Origin of the sequence: Pseudomonas sp. Irchel s3a18, from assembly GCF_900187535.1 — a bacterium.
In the GTDB taxonomy this organism is placed as follows: Bacteria; Pseudomonadota; Gammaproteobacteria; order Pseudomonadales; family Pseudomonadaceae; genus Aquipseudomonas.
The window spans coordinates 268,692-293,665 of sequence record NZ_FYDV01000001.1; the positions used below are offsets into that span (position 1 = coordinate 268,692).

Annotated in this window: 19 protein-coding genes and 1 pseudogene; 4 read left to right on the forward strand and 16 right to left on the reverse strand. The window is 54.3% G+C overall.

Annotation, left to right across the window (positions count from 1 at the left end):
• Positions 1 to 69 precede the first annotated feature (69 nt).
• From CKW29_RS01060 to CKW29_RS01070, 4 genes are all read right to left on the reverse strand, one after another.
• Positions 70 to 2,679: a fimbria/pilus outer membrane usher protein gene (locus CKW29_RS01060; protein WP_095147738.1), complete on the reverse strand. Its 2,610-nt coding sequence runs from the start codon at positions 2,677 to 2,679 to the stop codon at positions 70 to 72.
• 184 nt (positions 2,680 to 2,863) lie between these two features.
• Positions 2,864 to 3,604, reverse strand: coding sequence for a molecular chaperone (locus tag CKW29_RS01065; RefSeq protein ID WP_095147739.1), 741 nt, complete (start codon positions 3,602 to 3,604; stop codon positions 2,864 to 2,866).
• A gap of 71 nt (positions 3,605 to 3,675) precedes the next feature.
• Complete coding sequence (locus CKW29_RS25360) at positions 3,676 to 4,218, reverse strand: fimbrial protein (protein ID WP_143496819.1); 543 nt, start codon at positions 4,216 to 4,218, stop codon at positions 3,676 to 3,678.
• Positions 4,219 to 4,619: 401 nt separating this feature from the next.
• On the reverse strand, positions 4,620 to 5,249 hold the full coding sequence (locus CKW29_RS01070) for a response regulator transcription factor (RefSeq protein ID WP_095147740.1): 630 nt from the start codon (positions 5,247 to 5,249) through the stop codon (positions 4,620 to 4,622).
• Positions 5,250 to 5,385: 136 nt separating this feature from the next.
• Here CKW29_RS01070 and CKW29_RS01075 point away from each other — a divergent pair, with 136 nt between their 5' ends.
• Positions 5,386 to 9,033, forward strand: coding sequence for a transporter substrate-binding domain-containing protein (locus CKW29_RS01075; protein WP_095147741.1), 3,648 nt, complete (start codon positions 5,386 to 5,388; stop codon positions 9,031 to 9,033).
• 49 nt (positions 9,034 to 9,082) lie between these two features.
• Here the strand turns inward: CKW29_RS01075 and CKW29_RS01080 are convergent, their stop codons facing one another.
• The 4 genes from CKW29_RS01080 to CKW29_RS01095 form a co-directional block, all read right to left on the reverse strand.
• Complete coding sequence (locus CKW29_RS01080; RefSeq protein WP_095144235.1) at positions 9,083 to 9,808, reverse strand: tyrosine-protein phosphatase; 726 nt, start codon at positions 9,806 to 9,808, stop codon at positions 9,083 to 9,085.
• Positions 9,808 to 12,030: a polysaccharide biosynthesis tyrosine autokinase gene (locus CKW29_RS01085; RefSeq protein ID WP_095147742.1), complete on the reverse strand. Its 2,223-nt coding sequence runs from the start codon at positions 12,028 to 12,030 to the stop codon at positions 9,808 to 9,810. Before CKW29_RS01085 ends, CKW29_RS01080 begins: the two co-directional genes overlap by 1 nt.
• Before the next feature lie 63 nt (positions 12,031 to 12,093).
• Positions 12,094 to 12,633: a polysaccharide biosynthesis/export family protein gene (locus tag CKW29_RS01090; protein ID WP_095147743.1), complete on the reverse strand. Its 540-nt coding sequence runs from the start codon at positions 12,631 to 12,633 to the stop codon at positions 12,094 to 12,096.
• A gap of 321 nt (positions 12,634 to 12,954) precedes the next feature.
• Positions 12,955 to 14,199 carry an EAL domain-containing protein gene (locus CKW29_RS01095; protein WP_095147744.1) on the reverse strand — a complete coding sequence of 415 codons (1,245 nt, stop codon included), beginning with the start codon at positions 14,197 to 14,199 and terminating at the stop codon, positions 12,955 to 12,957.
• 658 nt (positions 14,200 to 14,857) lie between these two features.
• On the opposite strand from CKW29_RS01095, the gene CKW29_RS01100 reads away from it, so the two are divergent.
• Complete coding sequence (locus CKW29_RS01100; RefSeq protein ID WP_159950207.1) at positions 14,858 to 15,739, forward strand: nucleoside deaminase; 882 nt, start codon at positions 14,858 to 14,860, stop codon at positions 15,737 to 15,739.
• 439 nt (positions 15,740 to 16,178) lie between these two features.
• On the opposite strand, the pseudogene CKW29_RS25935 reads toward CKW29_RS01100, so the two are convergent.
• Positions 16,179 to 16,363, reverse strand: a pseudogene (locus CKW29_RS25935) (IS630 family transposase); the annotation flags it as partial.
• A 352-nt stretch (positions 16,364 to 16,715) separates the two neighbouring features.
• Between CKW29_RS25935 and CKW29_RS01105 the strand changes: the two are divergent.
• Both CKW29_RS01105 and CKW29_RS01110 read left to right on the forward strand, forming a co-directional pair.
• Positions 16,716 to 17,612: a winged helix-turn-helix domain-containing protein gene (locus tag CKW29_RS01105; protein ID WP_095147746.1), complete on the forward strand. Its 897-nt coding sequence runs from the start codon at positions 16,716 to 16,718 to the stop codon at positions 17,610 to 17,612.
• On the forward strand, positions 17,609 to 18,067 hold the full coding sequence (locus CKW29_RS01110; RefSeq protein WP_095144241.1) for a hypothetical protein: 459 nt from the start codon (positions 17,609 to 17,611) through the stop codon (positions 18,065 to 18,067). The genes CKW29_RS01105 and CKW29_RS01110 overlap by 4 nt, the downstream gene beginning before the upstream one ends.
• A 524-nt stretch (positions 18,068 to 18,591) precedes the next feature.
• Here CKW29_RS01110 and CKW29_RS25365 read toward each other — a convergent pair.
• The 7 genes from CKW29_RS25365 to CKW29_RS01140 form a co-directional block, all read right to left on the reverse strand.
• Positions 18,592 to 18,933, reverse strand: coding sequence for a hypothetical protein (locus CKW29_RS25365; RefSeq protein WP_143496821.1), 342 nt, complete (start codon positions 18,931 to 18,933; stop codon positions 18,592 to 18,594).
• A 249-nt stretch (positions 18,934 to 19,182) separates the two neighbouring features.
• Positions 19,183 to 19,809 (reverse strand): response regulator transcription factor, encoded by a 627-nt coding sequence (locus tag CKW29_RS01115; protein ID WP_095144242.1) that lies wholly within the window; start codon positions 19,807 to 19,809, stop codon positions 19,183 to 19,185.
• Positions 19,810 to 20,496: 687 nt separating this feature from the next.
• Positions 20,497 to 20,907, reverse strand: a complete 411-nt coding sequence (locus tag CKW29_RS01120; protein ID WP_177452366.1) for a hypothetical protein — start codon at positions 20,905 to 20,907, stop codon at positions 20,497 to 20,499.
• 10 nt (positions 20,908 to 20,917) lie between these two features.
• Positions 20,918 to 21,430 (reverse strand): hypothetical protein, encoded by a 513-nt coding sequence (locus CKW29_RS01125; protein WP_095144243.1) that lies wholly within the window; start codon positions 21,428 to 21,430, stop codon positions 20,918 to 20,920.
• Positions 21,427 to 22,272 carry a hypothetical protein gene (locus CKW29_RS01130; RefSeq protein WP_095144244.1) on the reverse strand — a complete coding sequence of 282 codons (846 nt, stop codon included), beginning with the start codon at positions 22,270 to 22,272 and terminating at the stop codon, positions 21,427 to 21,429. The genes CKW29_RS01125 and CKW29_RS01130 overlap by 4 nt, the downstream gene beginning before the upstream one ends.
• Positions 22,265 to 23,404: a hypothetical protein gene (locus CKW29_RS01135; RefSeq protein WP_095144245.1), complete on the reverse strand. Its 1,140-nt coding sequence runs from the start codon at positions 23,402 to 23,404 to the stop codon at positions 22,265 to 22,267. Before CKW29_RS01135 ends, CKW29_RS01130 begins: the two co-directional genes overlap by 8 nt.
• Positions 23,401 to 24,963 carry a class I adenylate-forming enzyme family protein gene (locus CKW29_RS01140; RefSeq protein ID WP_095147747.1) on the reverse strand — a complete coding sequence of 521 codons (1,563 nt, stop codon included), beginning with the start codon at positions 24,961 to 24,963 and terminating at the stop codon, positions 23,401 to 23,403. The genes CKW29_RS01135 and CKW29_RS01140 overlap by 4 nt, the downstream gene beginning before the upstream one ends.
• Between the last annotated feature and the right edge of the window lie 11 nt (positions 24,964 to 24,974).

Genomic DNA, 24,974 nt, shown 5'->3' on the forward strand with positions numbered 1-24,974 from the left:
AAGTTGTTTTTTGCCATCTCGTACAATTCGATCGGTCAGTTCTTCAGGCAAATTGCTCAAAGCTAAACCCTATACACGACACGGCAGATCGACCCGCTCTAATTCCGCATCCGCTTGTTGCTTCTCCCTTGGCTTGAGGTGATAAGTCATACTGCACTGACTTGACTCCTTGCCATGAGTGCTGACCCTCAATGTGCCCTGGTCGCTGCCGAGACGGGCGAATATCTGCCCACCCTGTCCGACCACACCCACCGTACGACCGTCCGAATCATAGACATTGGCTCCGAAAGGCAAAGGCTTTCCATCGGCCTGCCGGGCATTGATCAGTAATGCCCGACCCGTGACAGTCTTGAAGCGGGCCATGACCACTGAGCCACTGCGCGGCACCACTTCCTGACTGGTGCTTTGCAATTCAACGTCATCGGAAAGACCCTTGGGATCGATTCCCAAGCTGTTTACCCGGTAAGGCGTCAAATACGATACGACTGCCTGGCCATTGCGGTCGAGTTTCACGCCCGTAGCATTGTCCAACGTCGCACCAGCCGCACCAGGGGCATGAACGATGGCAATGGTGTCACCCAACGGTTGACCGAAGGTAATACCAGCCGGATGGACGACCACCGAGCCACTCCCCCCCAGTGAGACCTGCTGGAAGTCGCTACCCTTACTGAGCGAAGCACTCAGATCAGCCGCCGACGTTCGGAGCTGGACGTTAGCGCTGGTGCTACTTGAATGCTTACCGCTGCTTGGACGATTGTTGCTGGCCGAAATGCCATAGCTCAGGCTGTGGTCTTCGCCGCTGGTTCCACTCAAAGTACTTTGCACATCAGCACTGCCGTCGCTGTTGGAGCTGGCACTGGCGCTCAGATGGGCGCGATTTGTGCTACTGGCCGAGCCCAAGGGCATGCTAAAACTGACCATGAATTGGGTGGAGTTATCGCCATACATATCCTGAGTGCGCGAGGCGCTGACGCCCGCAGTGCCCCAGTTGAAAGTGTGGTTGTAACCTGACTGAAACTGCTTATCACTACCGGGACTGTTCCAATAATTCTGCACCGAGGCATTGAGATACAGGTGCGAGCTATTGTTGATGCGCTGGCTGATGTTCAGTTGCGCTCTGCTGCGAGCATGACGGAAGGCGTCCGGGTTGCTGTCGCCACTTTGTTGAAGTTGGTCGCGGGCAACAAGTGCATCGCGTATACCGAAATAGCCTTCAGTGGAATAGCGATACGCGGCCAAGGTGAAATTGGTGCCTGTGTTTTGCAGTACTTTATTGTAAGTGACACGCGCCGATTGACCGGTGAAGGCTTTGCCCGCCAAGTCGGTTTTCGAGGCGGTAATGTCTGCGCCTAGAGCACCGTATTCGCTGTTCAACACACCACCTAGCAGAGCAGCACCATAGCCCTCGGAGGCGGACATGCCGGCATAGCCGGTCACCAGATTGCTAAGTCCTCGCTGGTAGGTGGCCTGGGCAACAGTGGGCGAGCTACCGTACGACAGGTTGCGCGCCTGGCCAACAGTTGCCGTATAGCGTGAAGTACCTTCGCGCAGGGAACGACTGACCGACGAGAACGGCACGATAAACTGCTTTTCCTGCCCGTCGGCTTCAGTCACTGTGACTTCCAGATCACCGCTTTGGCTGGCAGGGTTCAAATCGGTGATTTCGAAGGCCCCGGGGGCGACGGAGGTCTGCTGGATGATGAAACCATTCTGACGCACTGTGACCCGCGCATTGGTGGCGGCCACGCCACGAACAACGGGGGCATAACCGCGTAGCGAGTCGGGCAGCATACGATCGTCAGTGGCCAGCTGCACTCCACGTGTCGCAACCGAATCGAACATCTCGCCATCGGTGAATACATCACCCACCGTCAATTCCGAGCTGAGGGAATCGATATCCCGCTGCGCGTAGCGGGTAACAACCTGGTAGGCCTTGCCAGTTTCGTTGTTCCAGTTCAGCGCCGAACGTTGGCGCAAACGCCAAATGCCCAGATTGATGCCAGCATTGAAATCGGCATATGCGGTATTGCTCTGACTGCCCTGAGCACTGCTTTGGTAAGCGTTGACACTGTAGTTGACGAACGCGGCGTTAACGCCCCTGTCCCAGCGGTGTGGGCTGACATAGCCGCGTGGACGGTTGAGCATTGCGACTTGCGGTACGCTTAACTCAAGCCGTTGATCGGCACTGTCGTAGCGATAGGTCGCATCGGCGATGAGACCGAACAGATCCTTGGAGGCCGCTTCAGCACCTGCGCTCGCTTGTAATTTGTCGGTATCAACACCGAGTTGATCCAGCAGCTCCAATGGCAGCTCAGGCTTGGCCTGGTGCGGTGTCGCACCAGGAATAAACACAACATCGAAGCGTCCTGCTGATGCACCGTTGATACTGAGGTCAACACTGTAGGTACCTGTTTCGACAGGGTTTCCTCGATTGTAGCGCTCGACATCAAGCGAACCGGCGCTCGCGCCCATCAACATGCCGCTATCAAAGTTGGCGAATTCGCTCGAGGGGCCATCGAACTCTTTCGCCCGGACAGTGGAGGTCAGGCCAAAGCTGTCAATCAGTGTCGCAACTGCAAGTGACTTTAAACAAAAAAGATTAAAGCAGCGAGTAACACTGAAATTGTTCCCACGCCTATTGAGGTTACGCCCTTCCCAGGTTTTGACTTGCGACGTCATTCAAACCACCACAGCCCCAAGGCTTTTTCTTGCACCAACGAGGAAACGTCACGAAGACAAAAGCCTCAATGATTAGATGAATAGACAAGAAAGTTCTTCAGGCTTTGACAGCCTTAAACACAACAAACAGCTAATGATAAGAGCATGACGCTCGACTACCGTACGCAACTATTGAGAAGCCCTTCTATAATAAAACAGGAAGCTCGAATTTACTGGTGCCACCGTAATCATTCACCACGCCCCCTTCAACTCGGCTGCCGCTCGCTGGATTGTAGGACCCCTTAAGTGGCAGGGTCTTGCGCTCGCCCGGCGCGAACATACTGTTTGCCAAGTTCAATTCAGCACTGGCATCGCCCACTTTGAGCGAGTTCAATGTTAGAAAATAGGGTGTTGTATTAACCCCTTCAAGGGCCCAACCGCCAGCGCTATTCTTCAACCGCCATTGGATTTTCTGGGCAGCCTGCGCCACATCTTCTTTCAAGCCAGCCGGACGATAGAAGAGCTTGATCCGGCTGCGAAAAGCAATGTTGAGCTTGTTTTGCCCATCCTCGGCAGACGGTGGAACTTCCAGTACATTCAGCCAGAATAATGATTCCTTATCCTGTGGCAGCATTTGCTGACCAGTCAGGCGTACCCGCAGGGTCTGCCCCTGGCCGGCATTGACCCGGGCAATGGGAGGGGTCAGGACAAACGGCGCCGTGGAAGTATCCGGTCCGCTGTGCTTATCACTGCCATCAATCCAGGACTGCACCAGAAGAGGAACCTTCCCGGTATTATCGAGCTTGACGCTGACTTCCTTCTGGTCGGAGGGATAGATCACCCGGGTACCGTTGATCACGATGGCCGCATGGGCTTGAGCAATAAAAAGGCTGCTTAGAAGGATCAATCCAGACAGCAACAACCGGGGAAACTTAAAGGGTCGCATCGCTTATCTCCTAGCGCTTATAAATGGTTGCTGGCAGCCGGGGGGGCCATAGCGGCCCACCGGCATATGGCTTAAAAATAGACGATGGAGTAGGTTACGCTTGAACTCACAGCACCCGCGGTCGGAGTTGTAGAGATTGAGCGGTATTTGACGGTATAAGGCAGCGTAATAGCGCCGCCTGCTATGTTTCCGATAGCGGTGAGGGGAGCTTGACCAAGCATAAGCGGGGTGGCGTTGTTCCGTGGGTAGATCGCTAGCTCTACACCAGATCCGGCGCGAGTGGGGTTCAAGCGACCATCAGTATTGACTTGAGAACCCGATTCGAAATGTACCGCCGCACCCTGGCCGGTGGCAGGAAGGCCTGTGCAGTTGCTCAGCACGACATTGAAGTCGGTGGCGCCTGCTGTATTGCCACTCACCCCCAGATCACTCAATCGGGCAGCCGGCAAGTTCACAGTAGCACTAGCATTGACACCGTTGACAGTGACGGTACAGGTAGTAGCAGTTATTGAACCGTTGAAGGTGATGGTGCCATCTGCAGCTTGGGCCGGTAAAATAATTGCAGCGCCCAACACAGTACTAACGGCAGTAGCAAACAGCGTTTTTAATTTCATGGGTTTTCCATATATAAGTTGAATCGACAGACTTGCTTTGACAGCAAAACTAAACGCCCCCCCCGAAACAAAAACCTGAACATACTTCAAACCCTTCCTTGAGCCCCCATTAGCGAATCACCGAACCACTCACCATAAAGTTACGGCGAGTTGAAATATCGGAAATTCCCGTCCCTCAGAGGCGGGGGTATATAGGTAGGTTTCTGTTTGGAAGCGACAGGTTCAGTTTCTAGGAGAGTCGTGCTGGCGTCTGCAAGAAAAGTCTTAAGCTGCACGGATTGGCATGGGGATGAGTGCTAGATCTACACGGTAGAGCGCGCGCCACCTGAAGGGCAGCGCTTAGACTTGATCGAATGGCCAGAGCACGAACGGCCTGCCACCCGTGAAGATTGGCGCCCGATTCAGATCAACTTGTTGCGCCGGGCGAGGTCGGCAAGATCGACCACAGACTTGACACCCAGCTTGTCAATCAAGCGGGCTTTATAGCAGCTGACCGTCTTGCTGCTGAGCATGAGGTTTTCGGCAATCGCCTTGTTACTCATACCTCTTGAAAGCTGCTGCAACACCGAAAGCTCACGATCAGAGAGTAAGCCAATCATTTCCATTTCACCCACCAGCATGTCGCTTTTACGGGTAGACACGCTGACTTCGTCAGGGTAATAAATTTCCCCTTTCATGACCGACTTGATGGCATCGGAAACAGCGCCCAAGTCATCCGTCTTTGTTATAAATCCTGACGCCCCTGCCTTGATACAGCGCTGCGCGTAGTATTCCGACGCCAACGAGGTAAGGATAATAATTCTCGTTGGCAACTCGAGCCTTTTGATCCGGTCGATGACCGCAATTCCATCGAGCTTGGGCATCGTCACATCAAGGACGACAATATGTGGATTGTGCTGGCGAACAAGACTGATGGCCTCTACACCGTTTTCCGCCTCGGCCACCACGTCATGCCCCGCCTGAATCAGCACTGCACGCAACGCCAACCTAATGAGCGGATGGTCATCTACCACAAGAATTTTGTACGCCACGTCGCTAACCCTTGCTTTCTATAAGGTGATAGCGAGTGTACCATGGAGGCATTGAGATATCAGCCGCTTTAACCCGGGTTCTTATCAGTATCTATAAATGCAAGAGTCTGGCAGCGGGCATCGGCAAGGAAAAAGCATGAAGTATGTTTGGATATTAATTCTTTCCTGCGTTGTATTTAATTATGCCTCAGCCAACAATAACCCGGTGGTACTGAACGTTGTTGGTCGCTCGGTTATTGAATCTGATCAGTTCTCTCTCAACCAAAGCGATACCCAGTGGTTGGCAAAGAAAGCCACCTTACGCATCGGCATATCCGATCCTGACTACCCTCCTCTCGATATCACTACCCATACAAAAGAATTCGAGGGCATTACCGCCGACTATTCCGCACTACTTGGGCAGCTTCTCAAAGTCCGGGTCGAGATAGTCAGCTTTCCAGACCGCACCACGCTGATTGAGGCGCTCAAGCGCCGCGACATTGACCTGATCGGATCGGCCAACGCCTATGAAGCAGTGGATCCGCAGCTTATGCTCTCGGCGCCTTACATGCTCGACCAACCCACTATTATCACGCGCATTGAAGATGATGTCGCAACTGACGAGAGCCTGGCCGGCAAAAAAATTGCGATGCTTTACCATTACCTGCCTTTAGCGACCGTGCAGGGTTTTTATCCCCAAGCGCAGATCGTGCTCTACCCCTCCATACTCAATGCCATCGGTGCGGTCGCGTTCGGCGATGCTGACGTATATTTGGGCGATACGGTTACTGCCAATTACCTGATCAATAAAAGTTACCTGAGCACTGTTCAGATGACTGACTTCTCAAGGCTGGAAGCCAACAACTTCTCTTTTGCGCTGCTGCGCTCAAACGCGCAACTTAAACGCGTGGTCGACCAGGCGCTTGAAGCCATTCCCTCCAGCGAACGCATCGCCATTGTCCAGCGCTGGCAAGCAGGCGGTGTCAGTATTTCGGGGCGCAACACGATCAAGTTCAGTGTTGAAGAACAAGAATGGCTGACCCAGCATGGCCAGTTGAAAGTCTTGTTCAACGAAGACTACTTGCCCTTCTCCTTCGTCGATGAAAATGGTCAGTCCAGGGGATTGACGGTTGATGTACTGAAGAAGATCAGCCAGAGAACCGGCCTGCGCTTTGAAACAGGCCGCGGATCCTCGGTCAACCAAATGATTGCCGAGCTCAACGCCGGCAGGTTCGATATTGTCGCTTCGCTGACACAAAGCCCAGACCGGGAAAAGCTGGTCAACTTCAGTCGCCCGTATCTGGCAACACCGCTGGTGCTCGTGACACGCGCCAGATCTGACGCGCCTCATAACCTTGAAGAGCTGGCAGGCAAGAAACTGGCCGTGGTCTACGGCAACGTCAACTTGTCGCTGCTTGCACGTAAACATCCGCACGTACAGCTTGTGCCGGCCAACAATCTAAATGAAGCATTCGCCATGGTCGTTCAAGGAAAAGCGGATGCAACCCTCAGTTCGTTGATCAGTGCGCGCTACATCATCGCCAGGACCTACCCGGACGCACTCAAGATAGCCTCGACCACCGGTACCAAAGCAGGCCAGGTCGCCTTCGCTGTCAGCAAAGAAGCCCCCGAGCTGTTGTCGATACTCAATAAATCATTGCTGAGTATCTCACCCGAGGAAATGGATGAGATCACCAATCGGTGGCGCCGCGCGGTTGTCGTCGAAGACAGCTACTGGACTCGACACCGTGAAACCATCTATCAAGGCCTGGTTGTAGCTGCATTGCTACTGCTGGGCATCTTCGTGTGGATCACTTCGTTGAAGCGCGAAGTGTCCAAGCGCAAACTCGCCGAGCGCGCACTCAACGACAAACTCGAGTTCGAGCGCGTGTTGCTCAATGGCACCCCGCACCCGATCTATGCCAGGGACCGCGATGCGCGCTTGTTACTGTGCAACAAAGCCTACCTCGATACCTTCAGCGTCAGCGACGGCGCGCCCCTCGAGGGCACGACCGTCGAACAAAGCCTGCTACTCGATCCAGCCCAGGCCGCTGAATACAATAAAAGCTTTTTTGAAGTGATGGCCTCTGGCGAGCCAAGATTCGAAGATCGCCTGCTCAGACTTCCCTGTGGCGAGACACTCACGATCTATCACTGGATGCTGCCCTATCGTGCTAGCGATGGCGCCGTCAAAGGGCTGATTGGTGGTTGGCTCGATGTGAGTGAACGCCAGGACCTGATCCAACAACTGCACGCTGCCAAGAATGACGCCGATAACGCCAGCCGGGCGAAAACGACCTTCCTTGCCACCATGAGCCATGAAATCCGCACACCTCTGAATGCGGTGATTGGGATGCTGGAAATGGCGTCAAAAACCGCCGAGCAAGGCGTTTTTGACCGGGCAGCCATCGATATCGCCTCGGAAGCCGCACAAGGGCTGCTCGATCTGATCGGCGACATACTTGATATCGCACGCATTGAGGCGGGACAACTCAGCCTGACCCCCCAGCAGGCAAACCTGCGCGACCTGTTGATGTCGATCGTGCGTATTTTCGATGGCCCGGCGACACAGAAATCACTGCAGCTGGTCACTCATATCGACCCTTCGGTCGACCAGCTTGTACTCATCGACCCCGCGAGCTTCAAGCAAGTGTTGGCCAACCTGCTGAGCAACGCAATCAAGTTCACCGCCCAAGGCTCGGTCAACCTTTCGGCAAGCGCGACACTTCACCCCACAGAACGAACCTTGAGCCTAGAAGTTAAGGTCGAGGACAGCGGCATTGGTATTTCTGTCGCCGACCAACAACGCCTGTTCAGGCCTTTCTCCCAGGTTAAGAGCGCTCAACAGCTGTCTGACAGCGGCTCGGGTCTTGGCCTGGTCATCAGTCGGGCATTGGTAGAAATGATGGGGGGAACACTCGAACTGGTCAGCCAGGAGGGTGTGGGCACCCTGATCACAGTCAGGATCGATCTGCCGCTTCAGAACGCTCTCCATGTCGAAGCTTTAGCCTCGCAACAGCAGACGCCAGAAGTACTGGCTGCCGATTGCCCGCTGAACATCCTGATTGTCGATGACTACATGGCCAATCGTATCCTGCTTATCCGCCAACTGAGTTACCTGGGCCATCATGTCAGCGAAGCCTGCGATGGTGTCGAAGCACTAAAACTATGGCACGAAGCTCCCTTCGACGTGATCATCACCGACTGCAATATGCCCAACATGGACGGGTATGAACTGGCACGAAACATACGTCAGCAGGAACAGCAAAGAAACGAACCTGGTTGCCTGCTGCTGGGCTTCACTGCCAACGCAGTGCCTGAGGAACGGCAAAATTGCCTGGATGCCGGGATGGATGACTGCCTGTTCAAACCCATCAGCCTGAGCACCCTGAGCAACAGATTGCTGGCGCTCTGCAACGAGTATAACGATGGGTTCAATGATGGCGAATTGTCAGGTGATCAACTTCACGCCCACCTGATGCGCTTGGCTGTTGCAGACGAGACGGCGATGCAAGCCCTCTGGTCAGAGTTGGAGCGCAGTACCGCGAACAACCTGCTTGAACTGCAAAAGTTACTCGATCAGCGTGACACCAAAGGAATGGCCAGCCTCGCCCATCAGATCAAGGGCAGTGCACTGATACTGAAATATGAAGCGCTCAATATCAGTTGCACCAATATGGAAATAGCCTGCCGAGACAACGTGGATACCGAGACGCTGACGGTCACGGCAGGCGTAGTCTCCAGCTGCATGCAAAGCCTGTTGGTTTTGTTGCAAGAGGGGAAGGTGTCAACCAAAGATCCGTAGAAGTGGGCTTGCGCCGCGAGAAGACCCTGAGAGCCTGCATATCGCACGACTATGCAAAAAGCCCCTGCGCTATTTCCCACGGAGTATCATGCACCAGGGCATGGGCCTTGCGGTCTCCAATAAGCTGTGCCGCGCATTGATGTGCTTGAGCGAGAACTGCAGGACGGTGCCGCACGTTGTGACCATCACTTGCCAGTACGTGCACGACACCTTGCTCCAGCAAGTCACGGGCAACTGACTGAACCTGCTGACCAAAATAACCTGTCAGGGAGGCTCCGGTCACCTGCAACAAACACCCTCGTGCGACAAACGGCCTGAGCCTCGCCGGATTTCGCATCACAGCCTTGTTGCGCTCAGGGTGCGCGATCATCGCAACGATGCCCTTAGCCAACAGCCAATCGATCAGATGCTCTGCGGCATACGGGATTTGTCCATGGGGAAACTCAAGCAGGACCACCCTCCTACCTTCCCACTCCCCCATAAAGGGCAATGATTGCGACTCAATTGCTGCCGGCAGGTGGTCGCCGAATCGTACTTCTGCGGCAGCGGCAATGCGCAAGGCAATGTCGGCTTCAAACAGTGCAACTTTCATTCGGGCACACGCGGCTTGAATTCCTGAAACGCTGTTGTCGTGGCGCCCGGGGTGCATATGAGGTGTGCATACGATTGTTTTTATACCGTCTGCCACCGCCATGCGCGCCAGATCCAGCGCGGCTTCAAGGTCAATCGAGCCATCATCCAGACCCGGGAGCATGTGATTATGTAGGTCGATCATCAGGTCGGGCTGTCGCTATAGCTGTAGTAGTCGTAGTAACCGTCGTAACGGCCACCCTTGGAACCCGCTGCCGTAACATCGACCTGGTTGAGCACAATGCCTTTGACCGGTGCATTGCCTTGTAACAACTGGCCAATTCCTTTGTGGACGAGAGGTACCGCGGTCGCATCGGACTTGACGACATAAAGTACAAAGTCCGCCAGTGTGGACATCAACAGCGCATCGCTGACGGCGAGGCATGGCGGAGTATCAATAACAATGCGTTGATAGCGTTCACTCAGTTGTTCCAGTAGCTGGGAAAACAAGGGAGACGCCAACAGCTCCTGCGGGTTAGGTGGCACGGTGCCCGCTGCCAATACATCCACCCCGTCAGCCTGCTGAATGCAATCGTCCAGAGATGCAGTGCCGGCGAGCAAGTTAGCCAGCCCCGGCGAACCAATGGGCAACTGAAAATGCTTCGCTAGCATGGGACGGCGCAAGTCTGCATCAATCAGCAATACTTTCTCCATCTGCCCCAGGGCGCATGCAAGGTTAGTAGACACCGTGGTCTTGCCTTCGCCAGGTATGGATGACGTGACCAGCAGAACCTTGTGCGGTTGCTTGAGATCGCTAAGCACGATGCCGGTACGCATTGTCCGGATAGACTCGCTGAAGCGCCTATCCAGCTCTCGACTGTAAAGTTGCCACAACTCGCAGCCAAGCTTTGTGGACAACCGCGGAGCAACGCCGAGTACCGGAATGTTCAACTGCTCTTCGACCTGATCCACACTTTTGAAGGTGTTGTTCAATGCCTCGAACAATAGTGTCAACGCGGCCGCCAGGATGAGGCTCAACATTGCGGTGAGGGTGACGACCAAGACTTTGCGTTGCCCCACTGGCATCGTCGGTACGATCGCGGGGTCAACGATACGCACGCTGACGATATCCAGGTCGGAAGTGGCCGCAGTTTCCTTCAAACGATTGGCGAAGGCGTTATACAGCGAGCGATTGGCGTCCACCTCACTCTTTAGCTCACGCAATTTGAATTCCTTGCGAGAGACGCTCTGTTGCTGTGACTGAACGCGGTTGAATGACGCTTGCAGGGTCTTTTGGTTGGCAACCGCAAGCTGGTAGTTACGCTCGATACCTGCTACCACTTGCACGATCTGCCCGTGCAGGCTGGCGGAGGCCGCATTCAATTCGGCGCGCACAGCTTCCATCTGCGGATGTTGCGCTCCGTAGCGCTTGGAACGCTCCTCAACCTTGGCCCGCGCCTTGGTCTCATCTGCCTTGAGTTGCTGAATCAGTGGATGACCGAGCACTGCCGGAACAGCTGCCAGCTTTTCCCAGTTGCCACGATTGGCCTGAACCTGGCGATATTGGCTTTCGGCTTCCGCATACTTGAGCCGGGCATCGATCAACCGGTCACCGGTGCGCGCCAGTTCCGTCGCGCTGATCGTCGACACACCACCTACATCGACCAAATTCTCCGCCTCCCGATAACGCTGCAGACGTTCTTCCGAGACTTTGAGTTGCTCGCGTAGGCTCACCAACCGGCCATTCATCCAGGCGCTGGCCCCGGCAGAGACTTCCACAGCCGCCTCCATTTGGCTCTCGATCAATTCCTTGGCCAAGGCGTTGGCAGCTTTTGCCGCCATGTGCGGGTCGCTCATTTCGACCTGCACCTTCACCAGCGTGCTGTTGCCTTGGCGTATAACCTTGATGCGAGTCATGAATGCCCGCGTCACTTCATCAAACCGAAGTACCTCAAGCTCTTCAGGTGTAGGAGGCTCAAGCGCTGCTCCGCTCGGAACAAGTTTACGAATGTCGAGCGCACTGAGCAGTTTCTTCAGCAAGGCAAATGTCCCCTCCTGTTCCTTCGCTAAAAACTCGGGATGGGCGACCAGGTTCAGTTGACGAACCACGCGTTCGGCCAAAGCCCGGGACTTGAAGAGTTCAAGCTGGGTGGGCAGGTATTCGCTACTTACGGTATCCCTGCCGTAAACATGTTCGATCGAGCCAACCGATGAAGGCTTACCCTCGATCAGAACGGTTGTCTCAGCCCTATAGGTCGGTGTAACCGTCAATAGGGAAAGGCCGACCAACAGGCTGGGTAGCATCGAAAAACCAACAATGGCCCACTTACGCCGCCAGAGAGCTTTCCAGAACTTGAGTAGATCAATCTCATCAGACATTTCAAGACCCGGGGGATTCGGCTTGCGTGAAAGAAGGTTACTTTGCATATAAATCTCACCTTGAAATTTGCTTAATACTGAGGACGAAAACACGCGCCGTTACCGTGATTACTAAAAGACACCCCGAGCAATGGTGACGGCGTTTCCCGGCAAAAGTGGTGAGTCGAACGAGCCTTTATGCGTTTGCGTGACCGAGCCCTGATCTCGACCAATGGTCATTCGGCTTTCGGAGCCACGCTTGGTCAGGCCGCCCGCGAGGGCGACAGCACGCCTCAGTGTCAGCCCAGCCTGATAGGGGTAAACGCCCGGGCTGCGCACTTCGCCGCTGATAAAAAACTGCCGGTAGCGCGGCACACTAACCGACACCCTTGGGTCGACCAGGTAGTCACCACGCAATTTGTCGGCAATCAGCTGCTCGATCTGCGCTGCAGTCTTGCCCTGCGCATTGAGATCCCCAATAAAGGGATAAGTAAAACTGCCCGCGTCAGTTAATCGAAGATCATTAAAGCTCAGGTCCTGCTCACCCACTACATCGATACGTATAACATCACCTGAAGACAACCTGTATTGGGAGCTCCCTTGAGCCAATATCAAAGGGCTCTTGAAAAATAGCAGCCCGATCAGGACATAAAAAAACATCGACGGCTTCATAAACTTAAACACTCTTGAAAGACTAACCGCTGATGAGTAGTAACATCGCGCACTCATCTTGAAAGGCCTCAGATGATGGGAGCTAAATTGCTCTCAGCGACCAGAAGCATTCAATTACCCCATGGCCAATTGCGCAAAAGCAATGCCATTACTTTGTTTCTCATAATGAAAGTTGAACCGCTGAATACTTGAGGATATGGTTAACCCCAAGCGAGGGAAATTACACACTCAGTTTCCACGCACGCGGTGTTTGTGTCTGCAAGAAAAATCCTAACCTGCACGGACGGGCGTTTGGACTAGTGTTTGATGCCCTACGCATGCTTACACTGCCTTAACTAGGCCACCGAGATTGGTGCGCTCTTCAATCCAACACAACAGGTCGACCTCACTCATGGGGCGCGCAATGAAATACCCCTGTACGGTTAGCCCTCCCAATTCCTGCAAGGCTCGATAGTCACACGCTGTTTCCACACCTTCGACCACCACGCTCAAGGCCATTTTTTGCGCCATAAACAGAGCCCCGGCGACCACTGAGGCCTTGCGTCCATTGTCGCCAATGCCACGCACGAACTCTGCGGGGATTTTCAACTCGGAAAATGGTAGTTGCAGCAAACGCTGAATGTTCGACGCGCCGGTGCCAAAGTCATCAATCGACAGATGGCAGCCCTGCATGCGTAAGCGCAATAGACCTTCCAGGTGTGCAGCCGTAGTCTGCAACGACGGGTTTTCGACAATCTCCAACGTGAGCACGTTGGCAGGTAGCCCGAAGCGCCCCAACAGCGCCAATACTTGCCGAGCAAAATCATCCCGCTCGATCATCGACGGTGGGATATTGACCGATACTGGCAGGCGTTCACCGCGCTCGCGCAGCACTCGCGAGGACAACGTCAATGCCAGTTCCAGCATCCGCCAGGTTAACGGTTCAATCAGCCCGGCACTCTCCACTGCGCCCATGAATTGACCGGGTGACATCAACCCATGGATAGGATGTTGCCAACGGACCAACGCTTCCACACCTGCCAGTTGCCCCTCAAGACTGACTTTGGGCTGGTAATAGGCAACCCATTGCTCAAACATACCCGCGTCACTGATGCGCTGACCGGGAGCAAGCTGATGTAACTCTTCCAATGAAAACCGCTGTGATATCTGCTTCAGTGGCAGTGATTGAGCGTCTTGAGCAACAAGATTCTGATAAGTCTCCAGCAACTGGCACAACGCTTCAAGCGACATGGGTTTGCACAAACTACCAAGCACTAAAATTCCCTGCGATCGGGCGAAATGGGCCGCACCGTCAAGTATGCTTTGGTCAGTGCCACTCAGGATGATTAGCGCACGAGCCAAGCGGTATTTGGCCAAAAACCGTATCATGTCGAGGCCATCCTGGCCGTCCATCTGCAAATCGCAAATGGCAATATCGACCCCTCCTCGATTGGCTAACGCTTGCTGGGCGACCTCCACACTGTCCGCCGTCAGCACATTGAAGACCTGAATGGCATTTAGCATCTTGTGTAAGGCCATTAACTGGAAAGCGTTATCTTCAAGAACCAGCACATTCAGTGAGCGCAACGCAACACCTCTATAATTTAAGTAGTTTTATCCAAGGCTAATTTATCCGCTCAGCGAAAGTTACCCGCGCCGGGGAAAGACGCCACAGTTTATACCCTCTCACTACGACCAATTAAGCACTAAATATAGCTAGGCTCGGGCCGCTGTTATCTCCAAGAGTGCGATTATCACCCACTCGAACTGCCTTGGAATGCAAGAAATTTCTTAATCTTCAGCAATCTCATCCTCATGGGCAGTTTGCCCTGGGAGACAGCTTAAGAAATTTCTTGCAGACAAAAAAAACACTGTGCCAGAAACTAACCAGGTTGCTCCACGTTAGGCACCTTTATGCCCCCGGCCCTGGGGGCTTTTTTTTACTGAAAACCTTCGTTGATGTGGTACCACCGCGCCCGCAATAGTCATCTGTTCGGTCTCCCGTGCACTGTAGCCAATCAGCAAAAGCGACTTCGTTGCAAGGGGTGTTTGCCCCGCAGATATGGGGACTGCCCATTGAGCCTCGCGCGCGGAAAATTTTTCTAGCGAAAATCATCTGTTGCGGCGACACCTGTGGGATATGCAGTGGCATCTAACTGATTCGCTTGTTTGCCGTGCCGAGCATGTCGAATTTAGGCACTCTGGATGCCTGTTCGCCCCAACAAACATAATTAGGACAGCCAAATTGAAAAGCCTCCTCGTACTCACGATATCCCTACTATCAATTGCCTACGAAACAGCCGAAGCATCGCTAACATGCAAATTTTTCTTTCATGAGTCTGGGCGGTCTCATCACTATTCCTACGCGGAACGACCAGAGTTTGTTGGCGAAAAAAAAACCAGAGCTTACATCCCGTCATGCGATTTATTAGGGCGGGGCAGTATTGCAGCCAAGATGGAGAAAGATGAAATTTTTTCCCTTCTGGCAATGGCCATGGTCGAAAAAGACTGGCAAGCAGGCGTTAACGGACGGGGCCACAATATAGGTTCAATTCTCGTTAATAACTCAAACAAACCAGTATTTTGGGCAAGAAACTCCATAAGAAAGCACGACGACGCCACGCAGCATGGCGAGGTTCGTCTGATGCAGGGCTTCTTAAAGTGCCCGGGTGTAGGCAAATATGTCAAAGGATATAGCGTCTATACCACACTAGAGCCATGTGCCATGTGTTCGGGGATGCTCGCAATGACTCAAGTTGATCGTGTCATCTACCTACAACGAGATCCGGCCTATGGAGGTATCGGTGAGAGACTTAAGAATAGCAAATACCCTCGAACTTATGAAGAATACACGCCTAACCAGTTGACTCAAAAAAATAAACTTGAGCGTGAATTTGAGATCTTTCAAAAAAAAAATAACAGCATTACAGATTTTCTGCTTACGGACGAAGCTCATCGAATCTTCATGTCGGCTGGGCGTGCATTATCAGAATATCAGACCTCCCACCCTGAAAATGAGCAAATACTAAACTCAGCACGAGCCTACCTATCGAAAATTACGGAAGGAAAATATGACGAGCACGCTATGGGAAGCTGCCCGACTTTTAATGATTCGCAGGCAAGTTAGTGCCATTTTAGCAACCTTCTAGAAAGTTGCTAATTCCATCCTATCCGCCAGATAACGCTGGGTGTACATCCGCGCAATCGCAGGATGCAGATCAATGATACACCGACGTCAGAGGCAAACGAGTCTGAATGTGCTATCTAGTATTCATCGTCATAGCCGTAATCATTGCCACCCTTGGTGTAGCGCTATTTGGTTGGTATAGCCACCTGCAAGACGACGAGGATGACGTAGTCTAGTAGGGGCAAGTCCAGGTCTGAAAGACTCCCATCTCCAGGGATGGTCTGAAGTAGCCATGTAGTTCGGGCTGACTTCAGCCTCCGCCAATGTTGAAAACGACGAATCGATCAAAGATATTATCCGATGTTATTTTTCGAATACTGGAATTATAGGAGTGAACAGCATGACAACCAGGACGTGGTGAACCAGTCCTGACTCCACAACAGGTAATTGTGAGGGATGACAAACCGATCAAGCGCGCGATCTCTATCCGTGAGCACCTTGTGCTGCCTAGCAGCACAAGCACTTGGGCGCGACGGCCGTCGCGCTGGCTGATGGTGACCGAAGGTACTGGCGGCTCAGCTCGGCTTGCTCTCCTGAGCCGAGGACAATTTCTTGGGCGTTCACTTGTGTCCCCCCCGAGCGCTGAATGGCAGGGAAAGTCTAGCCAAGATTGCAGGAAAGTTATTTCGAGAACCGCACACTAGCGAAGGTCTTCCATCTGCAATGGCCGGATTGCGAGAAGAAAACGCGCTCTTTTTTGGCCAAAATTCGTGAATTGATGTAAATTGACATCTATTGACTTCACGTTTTGAGAGTCCTGCTTGATAGTTCTCACAGGTCCATCAAGCAGGTTGTCAAGCAATGTGCACACTCGACATGGAAGAAAGGATACTCCTCGCCATTACTCCCTCAGGATATTAGCCACTGCATCATTTTTGGATGCTATTTTTACCTTGCATCTTTCTAAGGCCGAAGCATGACCTACACAAATGTACAAGAACCTCACCTTCCCTTAGAGTCACCTCAGAATCTTGATATTGAAAGTCCAACCGTGGCCACACAACCTTGTGGCAGCCATGTGATTCGCGGTACCAAAAAAGAACACTATATTCATTTCGCATCCAAATGCCAGTTGCTAACGTTTTATCTTCGAGAAAAACCAACCTCTAGGATAGAGATCAGTTTTTCAGCTTCTCGCTTGCTCGAACTGTTAATTCTTAGAGCGGATACCATTGTCGCGCGAGAGGATATTTTGGCATATGCCTGGCCTGGTCGCGTAGTCACTCAAAGTAGTTTAAATCAAGCTATTTCAGGCATAAGAGAGCAACTAGGTGACGAAACCGCCAAGGAAATCATACAAACGATGCCTCGTCGCGGGTATCAATTCAACTCTCGATTTCTCATAAGTCCCTCGGAGTGGCCAGTATTGCAGCATGACATTAATTTGGCTGCTACCGTAGTCGCACCTCCCCCACGCGCAACTGAACTGAGCATAAAATGCAATGCCCGGCGTCTCCGCATTCCACTTCTAATATTGGCTGCAACTTTATTTGCGGCACTTATTTGGCGCTTTAACTACGCCCTATTGATGCAGCCCGGCCTGGTCACTAGCAATCAATATATCGGCAACCAAAGCATTCTATATACGGCACCCGACAAAAAACAGCTCGTTACTTTACAAGCCGATGTCATGCACTTACGGGACAGGTTAGTGTCGCGCTCCGAGTCGCCAAGCACCCTATTGTTCAATCGCATGCACAACTTCCTTGATGTCATTTGCATCAATCAGTCTGGCGAAGTGTTTTCCATGCTCGTGCACCAGTCCCAATTATCAAAAATCACTGATCATCACCTATTGGCATGTGTGAAATGATTCATTCAAACCGCTGGCTCTATGTATTGATATTTTTTCTGGTTCTGGCTCATGCCGTCTATTTTGTTTTAGAGCGACATCATCTCTCAGGCTCTTATTTCTCCCATGGCATTGTTTTATTGGAAAGCGGCGAATCGCTCCCCCAAAGCTCGCGCCTGCAGTTTCAAAAAAACACCATCTACGACTTTCAACAGGTCGATGGCTCTTCGAGTCTTTTGCCCCTCAAAGTAAATGACAGCATTCGTAGTAGTTTCTTTTTAACGACCACATCCCAAAACCAGAGCCTGAACAAGATGCTAGCAAAATATGCCAGCAGTCAGCTGGCATACAATCAAGCTTACTATGCCAAGGAAAATATGCCGCTTACGCTTTATCGACTCCCCACCGACACAAACAATTTTTGCGCGTATATAGTTGAGCTGCAGAAACTGCGCTGCTTTGGAGTGGCGCATTAGGGCTACCCGACTCCTGATGTCGAGTTGCGGCGGAAAATGTTGAACGTCATGCCCTCGCCCGCCACTTGCGGCCCGACAATCGTCGGTTGGCCGTGATCGGTCTTGCCAAAACACAAGGCAGGGCGAGTTTCCAGCTTGACCGGGTCTGGTTGAGAGCCACCATGGTTTTTTCCAGTGGCAACAGGAACGACGGCAAGGCCGAGGTGATGTGCCCGATAAACGTAGTGAGGCCGTCGGCATGGCATAATCGGGAAGCCGGTCGTACAACTGCTGGACATGCTCGTCGATGGGCGTCGGCGACTCCGGCACGCGTATGCTGGAGAACAGCGTTTACAACGTTTGCTGGTCTATCCCGGGGTTGAATCCCGGGTAGCCGAAGAACGCCACGGGATGCCGGCTGATGCTCTGTTCCTGGCACGTCAACAGTTCCTGGGCGGCTGTCGTTGGCTGAACAGTTGCTGCAGTGCCTGCTATGCCCCCTGCTCAGCCACAAGGTCGAGCGGCTCGGCCGAAAACCAGCACCGTCACAGGATTTTCCCGTCCAGCTTGGTCAGCACATCACCGGGGCCGACCTCCTTGAACTGAGCGCCCCCGCCGCGCGCATTCGAAACATCGAATCCTTCCACATCACCGAACTGCATAACAGCGCCGACAGGAGCGCCACCAGGCTGTCGTCGGTGTAGAGCCCAGCGTCGATTTTTGACAGCACCGGCACTTTCAAGGGAGAAAAGCGAATCCCCTGGAGTAACCCGGCAAACACTGGCTTTCAGCGGCACATAGGCGATGCCTAATTGCCGTGTCACCTCGTAGGCCAGCGCACCACCCGAGGAATAACCGCCCAGGAAATAAAATCGGATAAAAACCATCCAGGCTGCCTTTTTCCAGCCACACAGGCATCCCCCATTAGTTGGGCCAATCCACATGGGGCTGCCCCGATACCACGCTAAGTTTGCGCAAGCGGGTTGCCGTATCAGGTGAGTTCTTGTGAATAACGCAGCGCCAGGTGAATTCTTGTGAATTTTGCGAGTGCCGATCTGCCAGTTCAGTCCTGAGCCAAGCCTTTGGCTCGCCTGTGTGCTATCAGGACATTCGTCAGACGCTTGATGGCGTCCAGTTCATATCAGTTGGTTTCTTTTGGCCATATCGGCCAAATGCACCAACGAGGTGACTCCGAGCTTTTCGATAATCCGGGCCTTATAGGTACTGACGGTTTTATTGCTCAGCATCAGATGATTGGCAATTTTCATATTATCAAAGCCTGCAGCCAGCTGAATGAAGATGCTCATTTCGCGATTTGACAGACTTTTCAGCAAGGTTCGCTCTGATGATTCAGCTTCTTTGCTACACACCGAGCCATGCGTTATTTGCGGGAAAAACGTATAACCGGAACTGACTACATTGATCGCCTTCAATAGTTCGTCAGGGTCTTGAATCTTAGACAGAAAACCGACGGCACCGGCTTTCATGCAGCGCATGGAATAGAACTCGGCGGGATGGCAACTCAACACTAGCACTTTGCTCACCACCCCCAGTTCATTCAGGCGATGCAAGACCATTAAACCGTCGAGTTTGGGTATAGAGATATCCAGGATAATCAATTGTGGCCTGTGCTCAAGCGCCAGCTGAATAGCGTCAACCCCGTTGTCGGCTTGTGCAACCACACGGTGATTGCTCTGCTCTAGCAGCACCTTCAACGCTGAGCGAATGAAAGGATGGTCATCCACGATCATGGCACTACGCATATGCTCCTCCGAACTTTTCTACCGGGCATTGGCCGCGAGCAAACTCGTGGACCCAGTCAAGATTGAACAATACATATCGACTTCCCTGTGCCCATATTTTATACAATTGCTCTGCGGGCTGTGTACAGGCGTTATTAACGACTGCCAGCGAATCTATCGAACTAGAGTCGAGCCTGCTCAGCAATGTAAGCTCTAGAGCGCATTCCGAACGAACCACCATTCTCAACTGCCGCTGGATGCGTGAGAAGCATGAGTTGGTGGCCGCCATCTTGTTTGTGATCAACGACTACCCGGGCGCCTGGAATGCCCCCCCAACTAAGAGAGTCCGAATGAGTCATTATTCGCTGTATCAATATTTCCAGCAAGTATTTTATCCTTAAAAATAATGTTTGAGGAAACTCCGATCAACTACCTGTGAGCACGCGACAAGTCGAAATACCCATCAACTGCTTTCGAGCCAGCAAAAGGTTCGAAAAGCGAACAGCATGGTCAACTAAGCGGTGGACGTTCACTTGCATTTCCCCGGACGCTGAACGGCCGCAGAAGAGTAGCCAATACCACAAAATAGTTACTTCTAGAACCTCACACCTAAGTCCGTAACTGCGCTTCGAGATTTGTCGTGCATGTTTCGCTGTCATCGATATCAAGAACCAGACGCCACCCTTTCACCCGCCGCCAAGACCGGTATCAACAGGCCTTGGCGTCCAGCACCAGGCTATTTGCAATGGTGGCTGAAGTCGCAAGGCCTTGTTGAGCCGGCGAACCCTGGACTTTCAGACTGACACTCATGGCTACGGCCTGGGTTTCCATGGTACTCAACTGCTCAGCGATGCTTTTCAATCGCTCATCAATGATATTGACCTGTTTGTGCAATTGGTCGGCCTGCTCATACTTCTCCAGTAACTCCTGCCCGCCCTCCTGGCGGTAGGTCAGCTGAATACCGATCAGGTTCTCGCTGCCCATCACATTGCGCTGACTGGGGAAGTCATCGGCAGTAAAGGTGTGTTGGCCACTATTGAATAGCCGCAGGAAATCCACGAACGCGCGGTCCCCGGTCCAGTGCCGCGTCAGCTTGAAGTTGGCGAAGCCGATTTCCAAGGTTGACAGATCAAGTACTCACGTCTCCCTCCAAGCCCAAACCTCGCAGCGCCTCGACGCAGACCCGAAAAGCCGGCTCGCCCAAGGCGCCCGGCCGGTGCAACGCTAGGCGAAACTCATTCTCGCCCTGCTCCATCGGGTGGCGAACGAAGCCTTCGTGCATGGTCAGAAACGGGATCCCCAATGCCCTCAGGCGCTGCGTTTCCACCGTCAGATCGGAGACTTTGAGAATGTCCTCACAGTTATAGGCCGGTGGAAACCGCGTCACGCCCGGCACCCGGCAGGTCATCAGGAGCTGCCGAAACTCCCCGTCCAACGTGCGGCGAATTTCAGTGAGCACCGCGTCCATCAGACGGTATTTCTGCACGAAGGTCAGCAGCACCGGAGCCCAGGTGGGTTTGGCGAAGGCCGCGTACGCAGCAAAATCGTCTTCCGTGGCGATCTGCGGCGGTAATAGCCCTGCCTGGGTGATTTCGTCCGGATACGGGCAGCGGTGTAAATGAGCGTTGAAGATCAGTGTCATGCCGCGATCTCCATCGGTTCCGGCACCTGCGGGCCGAACTGGAAAATGCCGTCTGCGGCCAATTGTATTTCGGCAAAGCACCAGTAGCCGTTAAGCGCCACCGAGGCCGCAAGAAAGCGCTCGTCAGCACCGATCTGCCCAGCGCCGTGACGCTGGAGAAGCGCCAGCCACGGATCAGAACCGAAACAGTGGCCATGCTCGTCGGTGAGATTAGGCAGTCGCCGATCCTCGGCGATCAATTTCGTGTACATCGCCGCGATGTTATGTGGGAAGAACGGCGGAATCAGGATCAGCCCGGCATCCTCCTGGCTGCAACGACGCATATCCAAGCAGAACTCGCCAAAGCCGTTGATCGATTTTGCAGTATGGCACTCGACCCGATCTTCACCTGAGAGACGAAACAACAGCGTCGCAAGTCCGAAACCCGAGTGGCCCCAATTCGGATTAGCGTGCCAGTAGCTCAGGTCGAAGACGTTCAGATCCAACACTGAGATTGCCACGTACTGATCGGGCTTGAGAAAGCGCTTCGCATAGCGCAAACAATAGCCCCACGAGGCGCACTCATAAGCGCAAACAAAGCTGTCGAACACCGGTGTATGGGGGCGCTGGGTGTGCGGACGGATCATTTCCCAATCAATCCAGCCTGATGTGAACGGCAGATCGAGCATCGTCGAGACCACGAAGTTCATACCGACCTGTTCTGGGTCGATCCCGGCGCAGGCGGCCTGCATCTGCGAGGATAACAACTCACCCAAGGCGCCAGCCACCGCCTGTGGGCCGCGAGAGGCAAAACCGGGCCACGCGTCGGTCTTGCGATAGAGCGCCGCACTGAGCTCAAGCATTGTCGTTCTCCTTGACCTTGGCGCACTCGCCCAACAGGAATGCAGAAGCCGCCCCCAGCCCCTGAAGCGCCTCAGGCGCATAGGTTCGACACCAAGCGCCGGCATCCGGAATAATTAGCAAATCGCCCGCAGCCAGCGTTCGCGGCATTACGCCAAAGACGTCACCCGACTGCCCCGATGCCCCGACGATGGTAGTTTCACGCACCTCGCCAGCATCCGCGGTCAGTACCCTCACCGGGCTACCCCTGCGCTGCTCGCCAGCCGCCTCACTCAGTAACAGCGCCGAGGCGAGGCTCGCGTCACAGATCGCGCGTTCGCCCTCGCCTATCCTGACGCTGTCCACCACACGCGTGACGAACACACCGGCGCGAGAAAAAGTCGTATCACCCGCCTCGTGCAGGGCGAGCCGGTTTGGCGGCAACTTGGCTAACGCCGCGCGATAGGCTTCAAGTCCGACACTGTCGTCAAGCGCCCCAGTCCACTCGCCTAGCAGCATCGTGGACAGCTGTGCGCCAATCTTCGCCTCGATTTCGCCAATCAACTCGTTCAAGGCCGCCAGGTTGTGCAATGCCTCCTCGGCGTCGAACTGCGCCCTCTGCAGTACGGCCACACCGCCTATGACGATGCCCGCCGCCAGCGCTGCATCGATCGCGGCGAATGCACCCGACCGATCCAACCCGCGATGACCGCCACCGCGACCGCCGAAGGCCATCGGATGCAGCCCCAGCAGCAGCGGCTTGACTTCACGTCGACCACGCAGCTCGGCCAGCAGCGATACCTGCCGCGGCGTCTCGACGATGATCCGATGCCCTGCCCCCAATGCGGCGCGCGCTAACTGCGGGTCGAGGTTCAGCGCATGCACATAGGCGTGCTCTGTAGCCCAGGCAATGACCATGTTCATCTCCGACCGTGACGCCGACACCACGCCGACGCGGACATCCTCGGGCAGCCGTGAGAGTAAGTCAGGCATCGGGCACGCGGCCAGTTGCATGACCAGCGGCGTACCCAGCAACGCCTCTACCGCCCGCATGTCCTGCGCGATCTGCTCGACCGAGTAGTAATAGGCAGGTGTCTTGAGCACTTGGTTTTCCAGAAGCTCGCGGGCCCAACCGGTGTAATTGACAGCACTCATTGGTCGTTTCCTTCCAGACCGCGCTCCAGGGCGCGGCGGTCGATCTTGCCGTTGGTCGTCGCAGGCCATCGGGTCACGAACACAATCTCGCGCGGCATCAGCGTCCGCGGTATGACGCTGCGCAACTCATCGCGCACCACGTTGCGGCGGGCAAGATCGCTCTCACCTCGAATCTGCACGTACAGCACGGCGCGCTCATCGCCACTGTCCTCAGTGCGGCCAATCACCACCGCCGTCTCGACCGACGCCAGCTCCTCGGCCAACTCCTCAATATCGCGTGGGATCAGACAGTAGCCACCTTGCTTGATCAGGGACTTTGAGCGCCCCTTGAAGTAATGCAGGCCACGTGCATCGATACGGAACAGATCACCCGTGGCCAGCCAGTTGTCGGAACGGTAACGTCCAGGCAGCAAGCGCGCGCCGGCACCAGAGTCAGCGCCGCGGTACTCCTGCATCACCGAGCTCCCGCGCACCCACAGTTCACCTACCTCGTCCGCCTTTGTCTCGCGGTAACCGCCGCCCTCGGTTTCAACCACCACCCGCGCTTCCAGCCCCGCCATGGCTACGCCGACACTGCCCGGTGCGTCGGGGAAACGCGAGCGGTCACAATAGAGTGCTCGCTTACACTCAGTCAGGCCGTACATCGGGATGACGCTGGTGTTAGGGAAAACACTTTGTAATAACTCGATGCTGACTTCCGGCAAGTGGCCGCCCGTGTTGGTGATCAGTCGTACCGACGGCACCATCTTCTTGCGTATCTGCAGCATCCGGCCAATGCCAGACGTTAGCGCTGGTACCATCGGCAGCACCGTCGGCTGTATCGACTCAATCACCAGAGCGAGCTTGTTGACCGAGCGGTTGTCGTTGGCTACTACCAGCGTGCAACCAGTGAACAGGCTCAACAGCAACTGGTACAAGCCATAGTCGAAGAACAGCGGCGGAATCGCCAGAATACGATCCTGCTCAGTGATACCAAGATAGGTTGCGATCGCACGCAGCGCCGACATCACGCTGTGGTGCGTCAACACCACTCCCTTGGGGTTGCCGGAGGTGCCCGAGGTGAAAACCATCAGCGCCAGGTCTACACCGGTGATGCGCTTGGGACGCAGTAGCCGGATTACCGGCCGGGTACGCGGCTCGCCAAGCAGGCTCACCTTGCCGTCGGTGTCGACCATCGCGCGAGCGTCAGCCTCGTGAGCGATCAGGGCACGCACGCCTGGCGCGCAGTCGGGGTCAATCGGGCAGACCACGCAACCTTTTTGCCAGAGCGCCAAAATCGCCGCGATGCTCGTCAGCGTGCTGGCTGCCTCCACCAACACTACATGGCCAGCCTCGACACCGGCTGCGGCGAGCTCGGTATAAGCTGCGTCCAAACGGGCGGAGTCCAGCGCCCCCCCCTCATGGTCCTGCACGCAGCCCTCACGGCCGTCACGGCGCATACCGCAGACCAGATCAGTCAGGCTTTGCGCCCACAGCGCAGTTGCGCTACCCGGCAGTTGGCCGGCGACGTCCAGGGAGGAGTGTTCGAACATACTCACGGGCACAACTTTAGTCGTCATCGTTGTTTACC

Bases quoted from the DNA above. Each gene is read 5' to 3' on its own strand.
- CKW29_RS01060 (WP_095147738.1), bottom strand. From the start codon at position 2,679: ATGACGTCGCAAGTCAAAACCTGGGAAGGGCGTAACCTCAATAGGCGT.
- CKW29_RS01065 (WP_095147739.1), bottom strand. From the start codon at position 3,604: ATGCGACCCTTTAAGTTTCCCCGGTTGTTGCTGTCTGGATTGATCCTT.
- CKW29_RS25360 (WP_143496819.1), bottom strand. From the start codon at position 4,218: ATGAAATTAAAAACGCTGTTTGCTACTGCCGTTAGTACTGTGTTGGGC.
- CKW29_RS01075 (WP_095147741.1), top strand. From the start codon at position 5,386: ATGAAGTATGTTTGGATATTAATTCTTTCCTGCGTTGTATTTAATTAT.
- CKW29_RS01080 (WP_095144235.1), bottom strand. From the start codon at position 9,808: ATGATCGACCTACATAATCACATGCTCCCGGGTCTGGATGATGGCTCG.
- CKW29_RS01085 (WP_095147742.1), bottom strand. From the start codon at position 12,030: ATGCAAAGTAACCTTCTTTCACGCAAGCCGAATCCCCCGGGTCTTGAA.
- CKW29_RS01090 (WP_095147743.1), bottom strand. From the start codon at position 12,633: ATGAAGCCGTCGATGTTTTTTTATGTCCTGATCGGGCTGCTATTTTTC.
- CKW29_RS01105 (WP_095147746.1), top strand. From the start codon at position 16,716: ATGACCTACACAAATGTACAAGAACCTCACCTTCCCTTAGAGTCACCT.
- CKW29_RS01110 (WP_095144241.1), top strand. From the start codon at position 17,609: ATGATTCATTCAAACCGCTGGCTCTATGTATTGATATTTTTTCTGGTT.
- CKW29_RS25365 (WP_143496821.1), bottom strand. From the start codon at position 18,933: ATGGTTTTTATCCGATTTTATTTCCTGGGCGGTTATTCCTCGGGTGGT.
- CKW29_RS01115 (WP_095144242.1), bottom strand. From the start codon at position 19,809: ATGCGTAGTGCCATGATCGTGGATGACCATCCTTTCATTCGCTCAGCG.
- CKW29_RS01125 (WP_095144243.1), bottom strand. From the start codon at position 21,430: ATGACACTGATCTTCAACGCTCATTTACACCGCTGCCCGTATCCGGAC.
- CKW29_RS01130 (WP_095144244.1), bottom strand. From the start codon at position 22,272: ATGCTTGAGCTCAGTGCGGCGCTCTATCGCAAGACCGACGCGTGGCCC.
- CKW29_RS01135 (WP_095144245.1), bottom strand. From the start codon at position 23,404: ATGAGTGCTGTCAATTACACCGGTTGGGCCCGCGAGCTTCTGGAAAAC.
- CKW29_RS01140 (WP_095147747.1), bottom strand. From the start codon at position 24,963: ATGACGACTAAAGTTGTGCCCGTGAGTATGTTCGAACACTCCTCCCTG.